Source organism: uncultured Psychrobacter sp., from assembly GCF_947500265.1.
Taxonomy (GTDB): domain Bacteria; phylum Pseudomonadota; class Gammaproteobacteria; order Pseudomonadales; family Moraxellaceae; genus Psychrobacter.
In genome coordinates this window covers 372,319-391,550 of the sequence record NZ_CANMRN010000002.1, presented here as the reverse complement: position 1 = coordinate 391,550, position 19,232 = coordinate 372,319, and the positions used below count along the sequence as shown (strand labels likewise).

The following is a 19,232-nucleotide window of genomic DNA, read 5'->3' as shown; positions in this document are numbered from 1 at the left end:
TTGCGACTCACTGTTTAGCTGAATTGAATAATTTATGTCCTTATAAATTTACATATTACTGTCATGTGCTATGGATATATTATGCGCTCACCTAGATATACACGCAAGCAACCCAGTCTGTCTGTTGCAGACCTAAAAGTCATCAAAATAACATAATTCAAACATTGAAAAATAAAATTAATATTATTAAAAACAAAGCAGTATGCGTGAGCATACTGCTTATCCGAAACCTATAACTGATGTTTAAAGGTTACGATTTGCACATCAAAAACCTTGTGAAATAACAAAAATCTACATCATTCTTGTAGCTGCTTATGCAAAATTCTTCGCAACGTCAAAATGGTCTGCGGATTGGTCTGGATACTATGACCGCCATTGATAATTGTTTCAGACGCAGCACCATCGAGATGGGCACTATTATAAGGAACGATACCATCTGACAAACGCTCGGTCAGTGCTTGACTGATATCATCATTGACTGTCACAGCGGCAACAAGCGGCTCGGGTGGTAGCTGTGATGTCTCAGTATTGTCGCTGACATCAACGCTCGCCGTTTCATTTCCAGCATTGTCTTCTACAGCTTGAGACAAATCAATCTTGGCACCGTTTGGTTGCGTTTGTGCCAGTCCTTTAGTGATATCGGCATCGTTATTGGCAATGATTGAATGGTAAGTGATACGCTCATTCATAGTGATGTCTTTGGTTAATTCTATAAAAGAAGACTTGTCACTTAACTGGCTGGCACCGTTCTGCAAATATAATGCGCCTAGTGGGTTTTGTGCCAAGTCGCCTTGTGTGGCAATGGTCGCCAAGTTATCAGTGAATGTCTTGACCAGACCTACGGGTAAGTAAACGATGCGGCGTAGTGCACGGGTGAACCAACGATCTGCATAATCCGTACCACGGAAAGGTGCAGATAGAAAGACAGCGGTGTCTACTTGTGGCAATGCTTGTAGCTCAAATCGTTCCTTTAACTCATCTTCGCCAAAAGACGTTTGGAGCGCATTACGGATTTGCTGTTTTTCATTACTAGAGAGGATATCTTTATCATTAAGCTTATCTAAATCATCGACTAAATTTTCATCAGACAGCATCATGCGAGCGATAATGGCACCCATACTATGACTGATAATCACACTATTTCGACTGGCACGATTTTGTCCATTGGGATCAGTCTGCTGATATGTGCTGTTGATTAACTGCTGAATCTGATAGCGATTTTCTAAAATAGGCAGATTGGTTGGATAGAATATTTGCCAAACTTGGTAATTATCACGCAGTTTGTCATCATTGAGAATATCGTTGGTCAGATTGACCCATGTGGCCGGACTAGAAGCTAGCCCGTGCAACATAATCAACACGCGTTTATCAGGATCATAAGGCTCAAGCATGAAGAGTTTGGGCAGCTGAGCATCTGGTTGGCGCGTAATCAAGTTTAAATAACCCACACCATCTAACTGGTTCTCTGATAACCATAAACCATATCCCGCCGAAAAATTGGCTGCCAATGGGTAGTCATCATTGAGAATATTAATGGATTCGGTTTGGTAAGGGTTATATAAATGAATATCAAGCTTACGACTGCTCAGCGCATCTAATACGCTATTGCCATCTGGCTTAATCAATCCAGTTAGTAAAAGATGTCCCGTCGGATAAATACGAGAGCTTGGCTCGCTATCATCGGTGTTTTTATTCTCATTTGTTAGTCGACCAGATAAGGAGGCGACCAATAATTGACGGATTGTGGTGGTATAGCGATCATCCAACGACGCCACTAAACTGATGCCCAAACCAGGGCGCTTACTAACGGAATTGAGACCGGAGAGCCGTAGCTCATAAGTGGATGATAAGTCTGCCAAAGCGGAAGTTTGTTTATGAGCGTTTTGCAGATAGTTGTTTTCGTTGGGCAAATAAATATCAAGGTTATAATCATCTACAGTCACTTTCATGACTTTGACTTGGTCTGTCGCTTTGCCCTTTAGTGGTGGTCGATTGGCAATCGCTGCTTCATCCGTGTTATCACGCTTGGTAGAGGTTATTGGCAAATACTCTACTGTTGTATCACCCATCAACTTATTGGCATTTTCAGTTGATTGATAAATTTGAGTAATAACGTCGTTACTGGCAGCGTTATAAATGTCTTGGGTTTGGATGTCGTTGTCATTTGGAATACGGTTTTGCGCACGATGGCTATTGCTATTTTGCTCTGCACCTTCAAAGTCATGGGTCAGACTGTCATAAAACAGATAGGTGTAGCTGTATTTGACGGCATCAAATAACCTTGCTTGATAATCGGTCAAACACAGGTCAGTCTCTTCTTGCTGTGTTTTTGAATCCTCATTACTTAAAGGCGCATTGGCGTAATACGGATCAAGTGGCGGGCGTGCCAGCGCATTACGACAGTTTTTTGAATCAGATAGTTGACGCGCTTTTGCATAGTGCAGTTCTGCAAAAATAGCCAAAGCAGGGCGATAGTGCCTATTAAGCATACTATCAGAGAGCTGAGTTAAGCATAAGTCAAATTGCTGCATACAGGCTTGCTCATTCAGTCCTGCTGATAGCAAAGCAGATGCTGTGTCGCTGCTTAGCGCATTGTCAGTGACGATATTGCCGCGCTGCGCTGAGATGGTCTTGGCCGAGGCTTGTTTATCTACCGTCACCGTACTACACGCTGGTAGCAATACTGCTGCCGCCAAAAGCATAAGTGACGTAATGGGCAGGGTTTTTTTATTAGTATGCATTATTGTCTGTTTGCTAAAGCCAGCGAAAGTCATAAGTCAGTCCAATAAACGGTAGTTATGAGAGTATGAGTAATGAAAGTAGCAATTGATAATGAGTGTAGCGCAACTGTTGGCGTTAGACTATTCATTTGCAGTTCTACAAAGGCGAGTCTTAAAATGAATGGGTTTCTGATAATCGAAAAAAAGCGCTTTTGTCTTATAGATATAAAACAAAAGCGCTTGGTATTTGAAGCTTAGATTATTTATTAGAGTGTTTATCTATTAAGGGTCTTATTAAACAAATATCTTATGAGTGAACCCCTCAATAGTTAATCTCAACAAGTATAAAATTTCTAAGCACCTGGTTTTACACTGATGTCAGGGGCAGGAATATCCCAAATGTAGAATTTGCCTTCTTCAACGAGTTTGATTTGTTGAGGAATAACAGTATTGTGAGGGTATTGCCCTTCAAGACGACGTAGGCGTTCTAACGCATTAGCACGGCGGTCACTAAGTAGATCTGACTGTGCCAAGCTTTGTTCTGCTTCGGTGTACCCTAGAGCGACAGCGCGATCTAGATACTTTTGACCTTCTTTGAATCCGCCACCCTCTGATAGCATCATACCGTATAGGAAGTTAGCCTCACCACTATCAGGTTGCAGCTTGATAGCGCGATCGACATACTGACCACCACGTACCGTGTAGTCTGAACCCAAGTCTAGGTTACGACCCATACCGTTTAGCTTAGCAGCACGAAGCAACACATCATAAGAAGCATTTGGCGACTTAGCATAAGGTTCGATCCAATCCGCTAATACTTTGATTTTTTCACGAGTGTAATGACGCTGTGTGCGGTTAGGGAAGTTTGGTGGATAGTGGCGCGCGTTAGGGGATACATCAGCGATGAAGTCATCTAATAAGCTGACATCAAGCTTATCAGTACCTAGCCCTTTTTGTTGTGGAATTAGTACAGTTTTAACAAAGCTCATGTCTGAGAGCTGTACTTGCGGTGTAGGAATATTCGGAAGTTGTCCGCTACGCAGGTCGATACCGGTAGCTGTCATTGGACCAGGTTCATAGACACGAGTAGTGCCGTTCATGACAGGTGCAGCAGCAGGCGACATCATTTGTGGTGTTTGAGGTTGAGCAGTGCTAACAGATGCATTGTTTTGCAGAGTGCCGCTTAGTTGCATGTTACTTGTTTGAGCATTAGTCGGCTGGCTGTTGCTCGCAGGTGTAGCTGGCAAGCTTGTTTGCGCGGCATTGGCTTGAGCAGGACTAATGGCTGCATTAGGACGAGCAAGACGAATCACACGTTTGCTTGAGTCCATTGCACTAGGTACAGCCGTTGCAGTGGCGTCAGTTTCTGCTGCATTCACAGGTGCAGATAATAACATGGCACAGGTTGCAGCCATGACGGTCAACGTTGCAAACTTCGGTGACTTAATAGAGTGGCTACTAGAGAGAATCGCTTTCATAAAAATCGTTACCTTGTTTAATTTATTTGGTTGTTATTCATTGATTGGACGGTAATATAAATAGCGCATTGCTGCAAAATCGTACAAGTTTTTAATACCGTAGCAAATTAAGCTTCACGCTATCTGTGGTAGGATTGTTAATCACTAGAATTAAGCAAGCCTACGTAAACCTGTGCAGCTATTAATTAGTAAGAAAATCGACAACAGCAGCTAACCACAGTACCTGTAACCATAAGCTATAAATGATAAGCGGTATCTTTCATACGATTTGCCATCCATCGCATGGTGCGACGTACTGGAGGAGATAAAGCAGCGCCGCCGCTTGCAAGTGCTAGCTCACGATGGTGCAGCTCCTCTTTATCCATTTGTGCCAATATTTCTTTTGAGCGCTGATCATGTTCAGGTAACTGCTTGATATGATCCTGTAGATGCTCGCTGACCTGAGCTTCTGTCTCCGCTACAAACCCTAGACTAAACTCATTTGAGATCGCGCCTGCGACTGCACCGAGTCCAAAAGACATACCGTACCAAAGCGGCGTAAATACGCTGGCATGGCTACCAAGTTCGCTTAGACGAGTCTCGCACCAGACCAAATGATCGACTTCTTCTTCGGCCGATTGTTGCATGGCTTGTTTGACACCACTATCTTTTGCGGCAAACGCTTGGCCATGGTATAGACCTTGGGCACATACTTCACCTGTATGATTGATACGCATAAGACCTGAGACGTGCCGCGCCTCTGTGATGGTCAACTCAGGAATCTCATCGCTACTGACGGGCAACGGACGCGTGCTTGGATTGGAATGGGGCACGACAGCTCGTAATGCCTTATCGACCCCAAGTAACAACTGGTCAATTTTAGATAAAGGACGCAGGGTCATAACTCACTCCTGATGGTGTTAAAAACTGTCAATAAAATAAAATGTATTACCGTCTAAATGCAACGGCATAATGCGTATTACTATAACAAACAATCCAAATTATCGGCTCAAATATTACTGTCTAGATAGCTCATAAATAATCTATAGATGGTTGGTAGATTACTATAGCTATAACAGCAACAAAATCATCAGCGCAACGGTTAGACTGTATCTATTGAGCTAACCATATTTACGGTGCTATACCATCGTTAGTTTGGATAACGGCATGCTTAATATGTTTATTGAGTTTGATGTATAAGAATGCGCCAAACACAATATTCAATAGCCCTGTCACCAAAAATAACTGCGGCAGCGTAAATCCTAAAACATTTAAGATAACAATCGCAAAAATCGCTGATGTGACCATAAATATCGCGTTAAAAATGTTATTTGCGCCAACAATACGTGCTCGATGACTCTTAGGTGCGTAGGCTTGCATAGAAGCATATAGCGGTACGATGTACAAACCACCACTAAACCCTAATAAGAATAAATCCGCGAATACCCGCCAGCTACCGCTTATATTAAACAAATCACCGATGCCAAGTAATGTGCCATTATTCACATTTATATCTAAACCTGAAAGTGAAAAATACAAATCAATAGCAAAGATACTTAATCCAGCAATACCAAAAGGTAATAGACGCAAGCTAACTTTATTTTTGGTCAATGTTTTGCATAGTACCGAACCGATTGACACACCAACAGAAAACAATGTGAGTAAGAAAATAACGACTGACTCATCACCAAGCAAAATCACCTTGCTGAACTCTGGCACTTGGGTCAAAAACGTCGCCCCATAAAACCAAAACCAGCTGTTGCCAAGAATGATAAAGAACAAAAAAGGCAAAGAGTATAAGTAACGGACAGTGGCTAAGCTGGTCGTAATAATATTCCAGTTAATCTTCAGGTCAGGCTGCATCGCTGGCATAGTAGGAATATAGCGCGCGGCTAAATATCCTAAAACAGCGACAACCAACACCGTGGCACTAATCCAGTACAGGGATTGTGATAGCTGAGTCAAAATACCAGCGACAATCATCCCGACCAAAATAGCCAGCGACGTACCCATCTGAAAAAGGCCGTTGGCGCCGACCAACTCATCTTCTTTCATCGCTTGCGGCAGATAAGCGTATTTGATCGGTCCAAAGAAGGTCGAATGGGTACCCATCAAAAACAACGCGACAAATAGCAGTGCATACCATTCAAAGACAAAGCCGACTGCGGCAACTGCCATGATGACCAGCTCAAGCAGTTTGATAAACTGCGTGAGCTTTGATTTTTCATACTTATCAGCAATCTGTCCAGCCAAAGCAGAAAACAAAAAGTAGGGTAGGATGAATAACATGGCGGCCAAGTTATTAAGGATGCTGACCTCTACGCCCAATTTACTGGCGGCAGTATAAGTGAGCACCAGTATGAGCGCCTGCTTAAAAATATTGTCATTGAATGCGCCCAAAAACTGGGTGAAAAACATAGCGCTAAAACGACGGCGCTTGAATAACTGAAACTGGTTGGACATGGACATTCCTACAGATAAATCGCGACTGATAGAGAAAATAGCGGCGCTGAACGACAATTTTTTTATGATAATAATCGTAAATTTTATTAAAAACTATATCAAGATATAGCATAGGTTTTATCAATATTAAGCCGTATAATAGCAAGGCTTCGGTGAAAATACATGCAGTCAATGCTATGATTCGATATTTAACTAAGTTATGATTTATAAATTTTATGTGGTTGCGTTTTAGGGTATAAATAGTAGTGAAAACAAAGGCTGCTACCCATCAATGCTATCTATAAGCTATTAGCCTTTTCTAAGCTAGTAGGCCTATAAGGCAGTAGACACAGAGTGCTAAAGCCGACACTATAGATAACCAGTCATAAAATTAAAGTAGTAAACCATTAATTGCAGATAACTGCTATAAGTTTATTCACCGGTCAGACTTAACGATCGTTATCGTTAATAAGATTGTGCCGCGTGAGCTGATAGGACGTAAAGATGATAAAGCAGCCTTCAACTCGAGCATGCAAGGGTCTAATGATGCAGCGTGACACAGCCATAATCCAAAACGATAGTAATAATCCAAGTACATATCCAGCAGCGCCGCGTAAAAATTTCAGACGCTCTGCACTGTGCACTGCGCTTGCGACCAGTTTGTTCGGTATAGCACCTGCGGCAATGGCAGATACCATTAATAATGTAAACAATACCGCTATCACCAACTCATCTGCTGCTGACCAAACTGATAGCAATCAAACGCTTAGTAACCAGACTAACAATAGTCAAGCTGCGAATGATCAGGCATCTATCAAGCAATCAGCTACATTGTCAGATGACGATACTCAGCTAGATATGGCTCTAGATGCGCTACGTCTAAAAAAAGCAGTAGAACAAGGCATCATTGATCAGTCAGTATTGGACGACTATAGCGAACAGAGCTTGGGCATTAAGAAACCTAACTCGACAAAGTCAGGCTCTAAAAAATCGACGACGCAAAATGCCAATGCTCAAAACGCAACTTCTCAAAACAACAACACTCAAAATCTAGAAACTTTCATTGATAGTCCAAGCAGTTCATATAATCCCAATAATGCTCAATCAATCGCTTCTAATGATGACCTGTTGCAACAAGCAACCGAGATTCAGCAGCAGGGTTATCAAATGATGACACCTGAGCAGATCGATCGTGAGCTAGCGGCAATGGATGCGCAGAATGCTCAAGATATTGATAGTATCAATATTAGCAATAATGACAGTGACTTTGATGCGCCAATCGCTACGTTAGATGACACAACATCACCAATTGGTCTCGATGTAGAGCTAGATGCGACAAACTTGCCCGCGCCTAGCAATCTTGATACGTTGGGTAGAAATGAAACAACGCAAGAACAGGCGAGCACAGCTGAAGGGATGTCACGTCCGATTGAGGTAAGTGGCGCTGTTAGCAATGAAGATGCCGTTAGTAATGAAGCTACTGTTAAGAGTGAAAATGGCCTGACGACTGATGATAGTAGTGATGAGGTGATAGCTGGTACGAATGTGCCTGCCAATGTAGAAGGTACGACAACAGACATTATCAATCCGAATGACTATCTACCAGATTATCAGAATGATACTCAGGCCGTCGATCAAAGTATAGAACAAGCCAATAGACCACGGCCACGCGCGCGCAATAGAGGTAATATCGTGACGCGTCTGTACAATCGTTTTTTCAATGACGGTGGCGTGGTGGCTTTGCCAAATGTAGAAACCACTATTTATCTAGAGCAAGTATCCGCTGAAGACTCTCCTAACGGTAAGGCTCAGCTAGTTGAGGCTGACAATGACATTCAGCCGATGAAAAACATCAAAGCAGCACTAGATGATACTTCCGTTCAGTCGGTTATTGACTTTACTGCGGCATTGCCACGTTTGCGCGAAACAGCACAGAATGCTGCTAAAGCCGTTGGTTACTATGAGGTTGAGATGCGTTTGACCCAACCTGACCGCGATACAGTCAATGTGGTGATTGAAGAGCTAGGCGAGCCGGTACTGGTAGATAGCCGTATTATTGAGATTCGCGGTGAGGGCAGTGAGCAAGAAGAGTTTGCATCGCTTGAGGCAGACTTGCCGCCGCAAGAAGGTGATATCTTTAATCACCGTGTCTATAAGAGCAGTAAAGCGGCTTTAGAGGCCTTGAGTAATACCTACGGCTACTTTGACCAGTATTGGCTGAACAAATCCGTTGATATCATCTTGCCGGACAATAAAGCAGATGTCTCGTTGGTTTACAACACGGGTGATCGTTACGAGTTTGACGATGTGGTGTTTTTTACTTACGACAAAGAAACCAATACGCTGACCCAAGATCCTGACAAGCTACCAGTAGAGCTTTCATTATTACAACAGCTCTATGGCTTTACGCCGGGTGAGCCGTTTTATCGTCCAGCAGTTACTAAGTTCAGTAATGACCTATCGGCAACTCGTTACTTTAATACGGTCAACGTCGAGTCGATACTACCACCAACTGATAGTAGTGAAGCTGGTACCTTAGCGTTTGACAATGCTGCTACCGAGGGTAACGACACATTAGATGACGATATTAACAATGTAGACAATGATGGCGTCGCAGATCTGAGTAGCAATGATGGTGCAGCCGCCTTAAATGTGACTGCTAGTAAAGAAGATACGGTCAATGATAATAGCGACATAGGTGCAGAGAGCGATAATGCTCTGACTGCTAACAGCGGCGAGATGGTCAATGAAGCGGATATCGCTGCGATTGATTTTGAGGCTGATGAAGCCACCCTTGATAAGCTGCAAGCTATCAGACAAAAAGCAGAACGACTAAGCCGCTTGCCGAATGATCGCGTGCTTGATGAAAAAGATCAGGAAGCTGATAATCTATTGGGCAAAATCAGTGACTCAATTAGTAATGTTGCGCAAAAGATATTTCCTGACGAAAAGAGTCTGATCGCTGACGAGAACTTTGTACCGCCAACGCTAGCAGGACGTAAAACGCCGCAAGACGTTGCAGAAAGCAAAAAAGTACCTTTATATGTGTTTGTATACGCGGATAAACCACGTGATGCTCAAGTTGGTCTTGGTTATGGAACAGATACAGGCGTTCGCGCCACCGCAAAAATAGATTATAACTTGCTCAATCGCCAAGGCTATCAAGCGGGTGCAGAAACAGAAGTATCGAGAATCAGCAAAAACGTGGCTGTATACGCCAGTCGACCATGGAATCATCCGCTCAATGATAAGTTAGATGGGCGTCTTACTTATGAAGAGGAAGTGATTGACCAAGGGGAAGGTAATTTCGATCTATCAACCACAACGCTGAAAGCGGCCTTGGCACGTAATATCCGTAGTGATACTGGTTGGAATCGTAGCTACTCTGTACGTTACCGCTTGGATGAGCTTGAGACGGGGGTTGATGGAGCAGCACTAGATGATCTGCCTATCCGCTTTACCTCTTCAAGTCCGAAACAGCGCGCGCTGCTATTTGGCTATGGTGTCAATAAAACAGATACTGACAACGCTACCAACCCAACGCAAGGCATGCGCCAGTACTACTCAATCGAGGCTGGCACTGATAGCGCATTCAGTGATACCGATATGGCGATTATTCGTGCAGGTGTTAGTGGTATCTATAGCTTTGGCGAAGACAAAAAGCATCAAGTATTAGGTAGTGCCAATGCCGGTTATATCTGGGCGGATGATTTTTACGATGTGCCTTATAAGTTGCGTTTCTTTGCAGGTGGCGATCAGAGTATCCGCGGTTATGACTACGAGAGCTTGTCACCATTAGACAAAGGCTATCTAACGGGCGGGCAGGTGCTAGCGGTCGGTAGTGCTGAATATAACTATGAATTTAAACCAGGTTTCCGTGGCGCATTCTTCACAGATGTCGGTAATGCCTACGACAAAGATTTTGATACTGAGACAAAAGTCGGCGTTGGTGTCGGTATCCGCTGGGCATCGCCTGTAGGAATGGTGCGTGTCGATGTGGCTGCTGGCGTGACCGAGGAAAGCATTCCAGTACGACTACACTTCTTTATTGGTTCACCGTTATAATCGCTTAATATAGTAGTTCCAAATGTTTAGTCGCTCCAAATGTTCTAATTATCACTTATCGTACCGATTGCTGGTCTTCATTTTTTAACGTAGTTGAGTGTCATGCTGACAGAAAATACCCCGCCTAATAATGCTCCAGATGAAGATCCAGCACAGCGTGATGCCCGTGCCGTTAGGCGTTGGTATCCGTTGTCATTTCTGCTCAAACTTCTGGTATTGATGCTTATCGTACTAGCAATTATGTTCGCCATATTCTTTTATGTAGCAGGAACGGACGCTGGTACGAAGTTTATATTAGAAAAAATCAGTGTTGAGACAGGTATTGATTTTAAATACGGACGCGGTAACCTGCGTGATGGTATTTGGGTAACCGATATCGATATTGAAGCGACTGAAGATCTTGAGATATTGGTAGATAAGGCCTACGTCAAAATAGGTTGGCGTGCAGTATTTGCAAAAGAAGTGCATTTAAGTGATGCAGACATCCAGACCATAGAGATCATCAATAAAAAACCGCCTACTGGTGAACCGTTTGATTATAAAACTTTAAAGTTGCCAGTAAACTTGCGTTTTGACCAAGCAAAAATTAAGAAAATCACTTATAAGCAAGTAACCAAAGACCCTATCGTTATTCAAGATATTACGGCGCGTGACCTGACGTGGGTAGGTAGCACGGTGACTGTTGGCCGTGGTGATTTGCAGTACGCTGATATCGTAAAAGTCAGTGCCTTACAAGGAGAGATCGACCTACAGGGCGACTATCCACTAGATTTGAGTGCGATTGCGGAAGTCAGCGCCCTTGAAAAAGCCTATATCGACCCATTGAATATCTCTGCAACGGGAACGCTCAAACGTACTGTCGGTAAAGTACGTAGTCGTTATAACGATAGTGATGTGAAAGGCGACTTTGTAGTACAGGGGTTGGATGCGGGTGCGCCGTTCGATGCAAAACTACAGTGGGATGATATTCTTATTCCTTATGCTGACAGTCAAAACATTCGCCTACAAAGCGGTACGGCCACAGCTTCTGGCGTCATCTCTGAGATACGATTGCGTATCAATACTGAATTGACGGCCAAAGACATTCCATCAGGCCATTATCAAGGCCGTGCCGTTATCGCCAACAGTCAGCTACGTATAGATCGCCTAGATGCTGACGTGCCAGCGGGACGTTTGGCGTTGCAAGGTATTTTAGATTGGAAAGACAGCTTTGAGGCCACAGTGCGTGCGACGGGTAGCAACTTTGATATTCGCCAAGCTATTCCGGCTGAGTATACTGACTTTAAAGCTTATGCGCCGCAAACCCTTAACGGTAGGCTGTCATTGCGTTATCAGCAGCAGAATGGTACTGGTAACACGCAGATTGATGCAGATTTGCGTCAGCGCGATGGTGAGCATATCAATGCTAATATGGTTCGCGGTAAAACCTCTGCCAAGTCCAAGCAAGTCGCACCTTGGTATATTGATGCTAACTGGAAAAACCTAACCCGCCGTAACGTACCCAATATTGGCAATATCGACAGTCCTAGTGGGCAGGCAGACGTCATCGTTCGTGGTTCAACCCTATCAGTCGATGCCAATGCCGTTATCAATGAGCTCAATGCTGCCCCCAAGGGCAACTATGATCTACGTATACGTAAGGCTGGTGATGTCATTGATATCAATCGTCTTAATTATAACGGCATAGTAGGAGACTTATCCGGCACAGGACAGATTCAGTTAGCGAGCAAACAGCGTCCACTGACATGGCAGATTGATGCCAGTACCAAAGGTCTACTCCCTAAGAAATATCGTAGCGACTTACCGCTTGAGCGCCTAACAGGTAGTATAAGTGCGCGTGGCCGACTGCTAAATATCACCAAAAATGGTGTTAGCGGACAGCGTCATGTAATTACTTTAAACGATACCGATATGCAAGCGCAGCTCGATGCAACGCAAGCAGATCGTTCTATCGGTATCACAGGTGCTGGTGATGCCAGTGTTGATATCGTAGGTGGTGAGCTGTCAGTATTTGATGCGCGTTTTGATGGTCGGATTGATACAGCAGATGTACCACAAGGCCGTATGTCTATCGATGCTGCGGGTACGCCAAAGCTGATTAGTATTCGTAAGCTGAACTATAAAGGTGAAGCGGGCGCAGTTGATGCGAAAGGTGTTATCGACTTACGTAAAAATATCGGCTGGAATATAGATGGTCGTTTTGATCAGTTCAACTTGGGTTATTTTTTACCCAATAATCCAGCGATAATCACAGGCGATCTAAAAACCAGTGGCGAGTGGCAAAATGCGCCAAAAAATAGCAAAAACACCGCAGGCACATTGCAGCGCTTTGCCGTAAATTTTAACGGCATATTAGATGCCGAGCAATTGCCAGCAGGTAAGCTGAATATAGAAGCCAGTGGTGACAGTCAGCTGATACGTATCAATCGTTTCCGTCATGTGGGTGCGGCAGGTAGTATCGATGCCAGCGGTACCGTTGATGTGCGTCAAGGCGTTGCGTGGGATATCAACGCGGTGATGGATCGTTTTAACATTGGCTATTTCCTAAAAGATACCCCGAGCCTTATCACTGGTACGATTGATACAGATGGCCGCTGGAGTGACACGCAGCAGATCGTCAATATTAAACAAGTCAATCTGAATGGCATGCTAAAAGGGCAGCAACTGAGTGCCAAAGGCAGCCTATCAGCGAAAATGCGTTTGCCTAAAGATTTAGCAAGTTATTTTAAACAGCTTCAGACCCAAGATGCCCAAGCACAGTATAAGCAAGTAAATGCTTTGATTGATAGCCTAAATGCTAATAATCTGGTGCTACGTTGGGGTGATAATTACGTCACGGCTAACGGCAATGCCAAGCAGCTACAAACCAAAATTAACATTACCAGTCTAGATCAGCTGTCTAGTCAACTGGCTGGAAAAGTCACTGGCGGTGCCACGCTGTCTCAACCAGCTGGTCAAGCACTGCCTACTATTTATATTGATTTGGTCGGTGAGCGACTCGCGCTACCTGGCTTTATATTGCGTCAAGGCCGTGTACGCGGTAAGCTGGTCAACTTAGCCAATAGCCCAAGTCAGTTAATCGTGACGGCTGAAGGCCTAGATGCTGCTGGTCAAAGTTTCGATAGTGTTAAAGCGTCTTTTAATGGTACCGAAAAGTCTCATGTGGTCGATCTAAATGTGGCCAATAAGCAACTCGATGTCGGCGCTAGGCTAAAAGGTGGTTTTGATCGAGATAGGCTAAGCTGGTCAGGTGTCATTGGAAAAGGCCGAATCAAATCTAAATATGCGACTTTGAATCAATTACAACCTGCACAGCTGATTGTTAATTTACCTTACAATCAGGGTGGTGAGAATCGTGATCTAAAAGTACAGCTTGCCGCTCATTGTTGGCAGGCCACGGATCAAACCGGCAAGCTCTGTCTACGAGAAAAATTAGTGGCATCACCGGACCAAGGTGAGGTCAATGTAGCGTTGCAGAATTTAGATACGTCGTTATTCTCAGTGTTCTTACCAGAAGATATTGACTGGAATGGCAAGATTAATGGTAAAGCAATCGTCGGATGGCAACGTGGTCGTCCGCCAACTATCAATACCACGCTATACTCAGACAATGGCAAGATAGGCCTCGTTCAAGATGGTGAAAGCACATCAATGACTTTGCCATACAAGCGTGTGTCTCTCATTGCTCTGTCTGTGCCTGAGGGTATCAAGCTGCGTACTGACATCAATACTGGACGCGGTGCGCGTGGCTATGCTGAGGTGATCGTCGATCCTTATAAAGACCCTAAACCAATCTCTGGTGCACTGGTGCTGAACGAGCTTGATCTTGCGATATTTAAGCCTTTCTTCCCTGGTATGCGCGTCCTAAGAGGTAACGTTACAATGGCTGGTGGCCTAGGTGGTACCTTAACCAAACCGCAGTTCTATGGCGACGTAAAACTCTCTGACGGCCGTATAGCCATGCTTGATTTGCCAGTGAATCTGTCCAAAGTAAATGTGGCAGCCAAAATACGTGGCACGCAAGCGACCATTGATGGCACATTCAATAGTGGTACAGGTGAAGGCGAATTGTCAGGGACAGTCAACTGGCAACAAAAACTGCAAGCCAAGTTGAGTATCGTCGGTGAAGGCTTAGTCATCACTCAGCCGCCACTACTGGTTGCTGAAATTGATCCTGATATTGATATTATCGTGCGCCCAGGTGACCGTTATGTTGATATAAAAGGGGCAATCAGTGTGCCGTCTGCGACCATTCGTCCTCCTGAAGCCAGCGAAGATATCATTACTCAGACTGAGGATGCAGTTGTACTAGATCGCCGTTTGATTGGCAATATCGATGAAGTACTGGCTATCTCAAAACCTTGGTCCATCAATGCGGATATCGGTGTTGATTTGGGCGATGATATCAACTTTCGTGGTTTTGGCGCAGTCATTCCATTGGCAGGTGCAATTAATGTGACTCAGAATGGCACAGGTATCATGCGTGCCAGAGGTGTTGTGCAGGTCTCACGCCGCACCAATATCAATGCCTTTGGCCAAAGCCTAGAGCTGAATTATGGTCAAGTGCGTTTCAATGGCGATGTGATGAAACCGAGTCTGAGTATTGAAGCGGCCAAAACAATTAATGGCAAAACAGTTGGTCTGCGTGTCAAAGGAACGACTGAAAGCCCCAATATTATCGTCTTTAACAATGCAGGACTGACCCAGCAGCAAGCAATGAACGCGTTGGTGACAGGCCGCATCGATAATAAGAGCGCGACGCAAATTAGTGAGCAAGGGTTCAAATCGCAAGTGACCAATAATCTGGCTGCTGCTGGACTGAGCTTCGGTCTGAGTGGTACTCGTAGCCTGACCAATCAAATCGGACAGGCGTTCGGTTTGCAGAGTCTGACAGTTGATGCCTCAGGTAGTAGCGAGGACACCAATGTCAACGTCACAGGTTACGTCACCCCTGATTTATACATTCGCTATGGCGTGGGTGTTTTCAATGCGCAAAACAGCCTTTCTGTTCGTTATCAATTGACACGCCGTATCTATGTAGAAGCAAGCTCAGCAGCGGAAAATGCAGTGGATGTGGTCTATAGTTGGCAGTTCTAAATCGTTTATTCAGAGGACAACTGCTTTCTAGTTGATGTCAACTGAGAGCGCTTTTGAAATTATTTTTAAGTTGTATAACCTATAAAAAAACGCCTTCATTATGAGGCGTTTTTTTATAGAAGTATTGAAACAGATACTATTGAAATAGGCGTTACTTGGTTAGAATCAAGCGATTGTTGCGAGTTAGGCGTAGTCGATACTCTTCGCCTTCATGCTCGATACGTACCTCTTTAGTCAGTGCAAATAAATGTTGTGATTGCAAAGTAGGCAGACGGTTTTCACGACAGTTTAAATAACGAGAGATGACCATGCTCATAGTAAATTCCTTTTGAGAAGAAGTGGCTTAAAAAATTGGCTAACCATAGCGTAATTGTTTTTAACGATAATAATTATCATTTAGATTTGATAAATTTGCAAGGCAATTGATAAAATAAAATGCAGTTATTATGTAAACTTATCTAAGTTTACTGTCATAAAATATCTCAGTTGAATATTTTACCCATATAAATTAATAAGTTAGGTAATAAATTTAAATAAATCATCTAGCCTATAAAAACTATTAAATTATCAAAAATAATCAGAGTAAACACCGAAATAAAGGATATAAGTATGTTGAACGGGTCAAATCAACAATCAGAGACGAAGCCGGAAAGTAAGACAGATGGTAAGGCGAAAAATAACAAACCTAGCATCGTAAATGTTGCAGTGGCTGTTATTCATTATAAAGATCAGTATTTGCTTGGGTTTCGAGATGCTACTCAGCATCAGGGAAGTCGTTATGAGTTCGTCGGCGGAAAGATAGAAGCAGATGAGTCAGCAGCGCAGGCGTTGATAAGGGAAGTGGCTGAAGAGACGGGTATCTTACTTGATAATAATACTATCGTTAAGCTTGGGCGTTTGCATCATGATTATGGCGATAAGCAGGTCAGCTTACAGGTTTATAAGATTGAGCTGACAGCAGAGCAGTACGAGCAGCATAAACACTGTGAACAAGGTTTAGAAGGGCAGGCACTGACTTGGGTGACCAAATTACAGCTTTTGGCAGGAGCGTATAATCTGCCCGCTGCTAATAAGACAATACTTGAATGGTTGAAACTCCCATCGAAGATAGCGATTACTTATCCTCTAGCACATTTCGGCACACATACTGATGCAGCGGCAGCATGGCTACAATATCACCAAGAAAAGTTAGCATCAGAGTCGTGGACATATATCCGCTTGAAGGATGCAAAATCTAAGCATCTTGCTGAGCAACTGATAACGGCACGTCCAGATATTTTAGCGATTTTACCTAATAATAATGAGCAACTTTTAGATGTTGAGGAATCACTAACCGCTAATGAGACAGAAACTGGCCAGCGAATAGTTGGCAAGCATTTGACACACTCAACACTAATGCAGTGTTTCGATGAGGTAGGCAGTCCTACAGTTCTCACACAGTCGCTATCTAAAGACCATCCGCTTATCGTCAGCTGTCATGACATCGCGAGCATAACGGCAGCCAACAAACTTGCCAGCATAAGAATAAAACAGGGGCTACCACCAGTGATTGGTGCTTTCGTATCGCCTGTGCTCGCCACCCAAACGCATCCTGATGATACGCCGCTTGGTTGGGAAGCATGGTCAGCATTAGCAAAGTTGGCTGATATGCCTGTTATTGGGTTAGGTGGTCTGGAGCCTGCTATGCTCGATCAAGCATTGCAGTATGGCGGTATCAGTGTGGCAGGCATTCGTCAGTTTATATAATCCAACATGCCATTTGCCTGAATGTGACCCGTATTAGACTTGTGTATTAAGCTTAGTAAGTTCAAATAACTGACTTTTAACTTAGTTATCCAGCAAGTAACTGTGTGGTTATGATGTGTTCAAACAACACTCAAACCCCATAGTTACTTACAAACCGTTGCGTTTTCCTACATTGCACTACTGTTTTAATAGTCCAGTTGTCCTTAATATATATTGCATATCTACGATACGTTGATCTTATTTCTATAGACGAGTGACTGACCAAAAGTGATGTTCAAAATACAATAATAAAAAAGCTTTTGTAGAGTCAAGTTTTGCACAAATAATTTATACCAAAGCAAATGGCTTTTAGAAAACGAGACCAAATAGATGCCGTACATAAAGCGTTTTTAACAATCACTATTTAAGAATGGTACTCCTATGAAAACCAATAAGTTACCTGAATCAGCATGGATTGATTCACAGGCAGCTGGTTCTCAACTTCAGCAGCCTAAGCAATCGCTCAATGACAATGAATATGGCGACGACACGCAACAGACAAACCAAGCTAGTAACGATGCTAGCTATAATCACGACAGCTCGAATGGCGAATATTCGCACCATCTGGCAAAAGACACGTCTTCGCAAGACAGCTATTTTGGATACAAAAGCGCCGACAAAAGCCCTAGGGCAAAAGAGTCAGCTATGAGTAACAATGAAATAAGCAAAGATCTAAAAAATAGCAATGAGGACAGTTATGACGCGGCTGGTGAATATAAATCATCTGGTTATAAGTCAGCGCAAAATAAGCAGCCACAAAAGCTAACTGACGATGAGCCATTAATGTCAGGACTGTTAGAGGATCAAATAGATAATCTAAACAGTAGTTCTGAACAGGCCATCGACGCTGAGCAAATGAGTGATGCATCAACAAATAATTCATCCTACAAAGAAATACCGGAGCGCATATTTATGAATGGACTGATCAAACATACAGGCATTGCCTTAGCAATTATTATACCGTTAGCAGCGTTCTCAGCTTATGCGGCCACGCCGCCTGTGAACATGGCAACTAATAACACGGCAACTAATGGCATGTCTGATGATGCGATGAGCGAGAAGACCACGACTGATGTGCTATCGGTTAAGCCAAGCGATATTATTCATAAATCTGCAAGCACGCCAACTACTGTAGATAGCGTAGATCTGAACACCTATGCAGGTACTTGGTATGAAATCGGCCGTTTGCCGATGTATTTCCAGCGTAAATGTGCTGGTGATGTCACCGCCAATTATGCTCAAAAAGATGACGGTTCAGGAATCACGGTTACTAATAAGTGTATGAGCGAGGATGGTTCGGGTATCGTGGCAGAAGGTTTGGCTAAGCCAGTCGATGAAAGCGGCAGCAAACTAAAAGTGACGTTTTTACCGAAGTGGATTCGCTGGATTCCAGTGGGCCGTGCTGATTATTGGGTGCTAGCACGTGATGCAGAGTACAAAACCGCGCTAGTAGGGACACCTGATAAAAAATACTTATGGTTACTAGCACGCTCGCCAAATATCAGTCAGGAAACGTATACCAAATATCGTCAAATTGCTCAGCAGCAAGGTTATGACTTAAAAGAGTTTACATTGACGTCGCAGAGCAACCAAACGGTAAGTCTATCACCATAATAGATGTAACTGAAATTACTACTTTGATTAAACCATATAGCAATTATTATTT

The 19,232-nt window shown here is 43.5% G+C and carries 9 protein-coding genes; 4 read left to right on the top strand and 5 right to left on the bottom strand.

The annotated features are described in order from the left end of the window. Positions 1-296: 296 nt before the first annotated feature. The 4 genes from Q0788_RS04175 to Q0788_RS04160 all read right to left on the bottom strand — a co-directional run bounded on the left by Q0788_RS04175 (position 297) and on the right by Q0788_RS04160 (position 6,640). A complete protein-coding gene (locus tag Q0788_RS04175; protein ID WP_298808090.1) occupies positions 297-2,774 on the bottom strand; it encodes an alpha/beta hydrolase in 2,478 nt (825 codons plus the stop codon). 299 nt (positions 2,775-3,073) lie between these two features. After that, a complete protein-coding gene (locus Q0788_RS04170) occupies positions 3,074-4,198 on the bottom strand; it encodes a hypothetical protein (RefSeq protein WP_298808088.1) in 1,125 nt (374 codons plus the stop codon). A gap of 236 nt (positions 4,199-4,434) precedes the next feature. Next, on the bottom strand, positions 4,435-5,073 hold the full coding sequence (coq7, locus tag Q0788_RS04165; RefSeq protein WP_201571247.1) for a 2-polyprenyl-3-methyl-6-methoxy-1,4-benzoquinone monooxygenase: 639 nt from the start codon (positions 5,071-5,073) through the stop codon (positions 4,435-4,437). Positions 5,074-5,308: 235 nt separating this feature from the next. Then, positions 5,309-6,640, bottom strand: coding sequence for an MFS transporter (locus Q0788_RS04160; RefSeq protein WP_298808086.1), 1,332 nt, complete (start codon positions 6,638-6,640; stop codon positions 5,309-5,311). A gap of 483 nt (positions 6,641-7,123) precedes the next feature. Between Q0788_RS04160 and Q0788_RS04155 the strand changes: the two genes are divergently transcribed. Next, positions 7,124-10,684, top strand: a complete 3,561-nt coding sequence (locus Q0788_RS04155) for an autotransporter assembly complex family protein (protein ID WP_298808084.1) — start codon at positions 7,124-7,126, stop codon at positions 10,682-10,684. Positions 10,685-10,786: 102 nt separating this feature from the next. Beyond that, the gene (locus Q0788_RS04150; RefSeq protein ID WP_298808082.1) at positions 10,787-15,781 is read left to right on the top strand and encodes a translocation/assembly module TamB domain-containing protein; all 4,995 of its coding nucleotides are present in this window, start codon (positions 10,787-10,789) and stop codon (positions 15,779-15,781) included. Positions 15,782-15,932: 151 nt separating this feature from the next. On the opposite strand, the gene hemP is transcribed toward Q0788_RS04150, so the two are convergent. Next, the gene (hemP, locus tag Q0788_RS04145; protein ID WP_010200173.1) at positions 15,933-16,097 is read right to left on the bottom strand and encodes a hemin uptake protein HemP; all 165 of its coding nucleotides are present in this window, start codon (positions 16,095-16,097) and stop codon (positions 15,933-15,935) included. A gap of 293 nt (positions 16,098-16,390) precedes the next feature. Between hemP and Q0788_RS04140 the strand changes: the two genes are divergently transcribed. Together Q0788_RS04140 and Q0788_RS04135 are read left to right on the top strand one after the other, a co-directional pair. Then, entirely contained in the window at positions 16,391-17,527 is a 1,137-nt protein-coding gene (locus Q0788_RS04140) for an NUDIX domain-containing protein (RefSeq protein ID WP_298808080.1), read from the top strand. Positions 17,528-17,947: 420 nt separating this feature from the next. Next, on the top strand, positions 17,948-19,180 hold the full coding sequence (locus Q0788_RS04135) for a lipocalin family protein (RefSeq protein WP_298808077.1): 1,233 nt from the start codon (positions 17,948-17,950) through the stop codon (positions 19,178-19,180). The last annotated feature ends 52 nt before the right edge of the window (positions 19,181-19,232 follow it).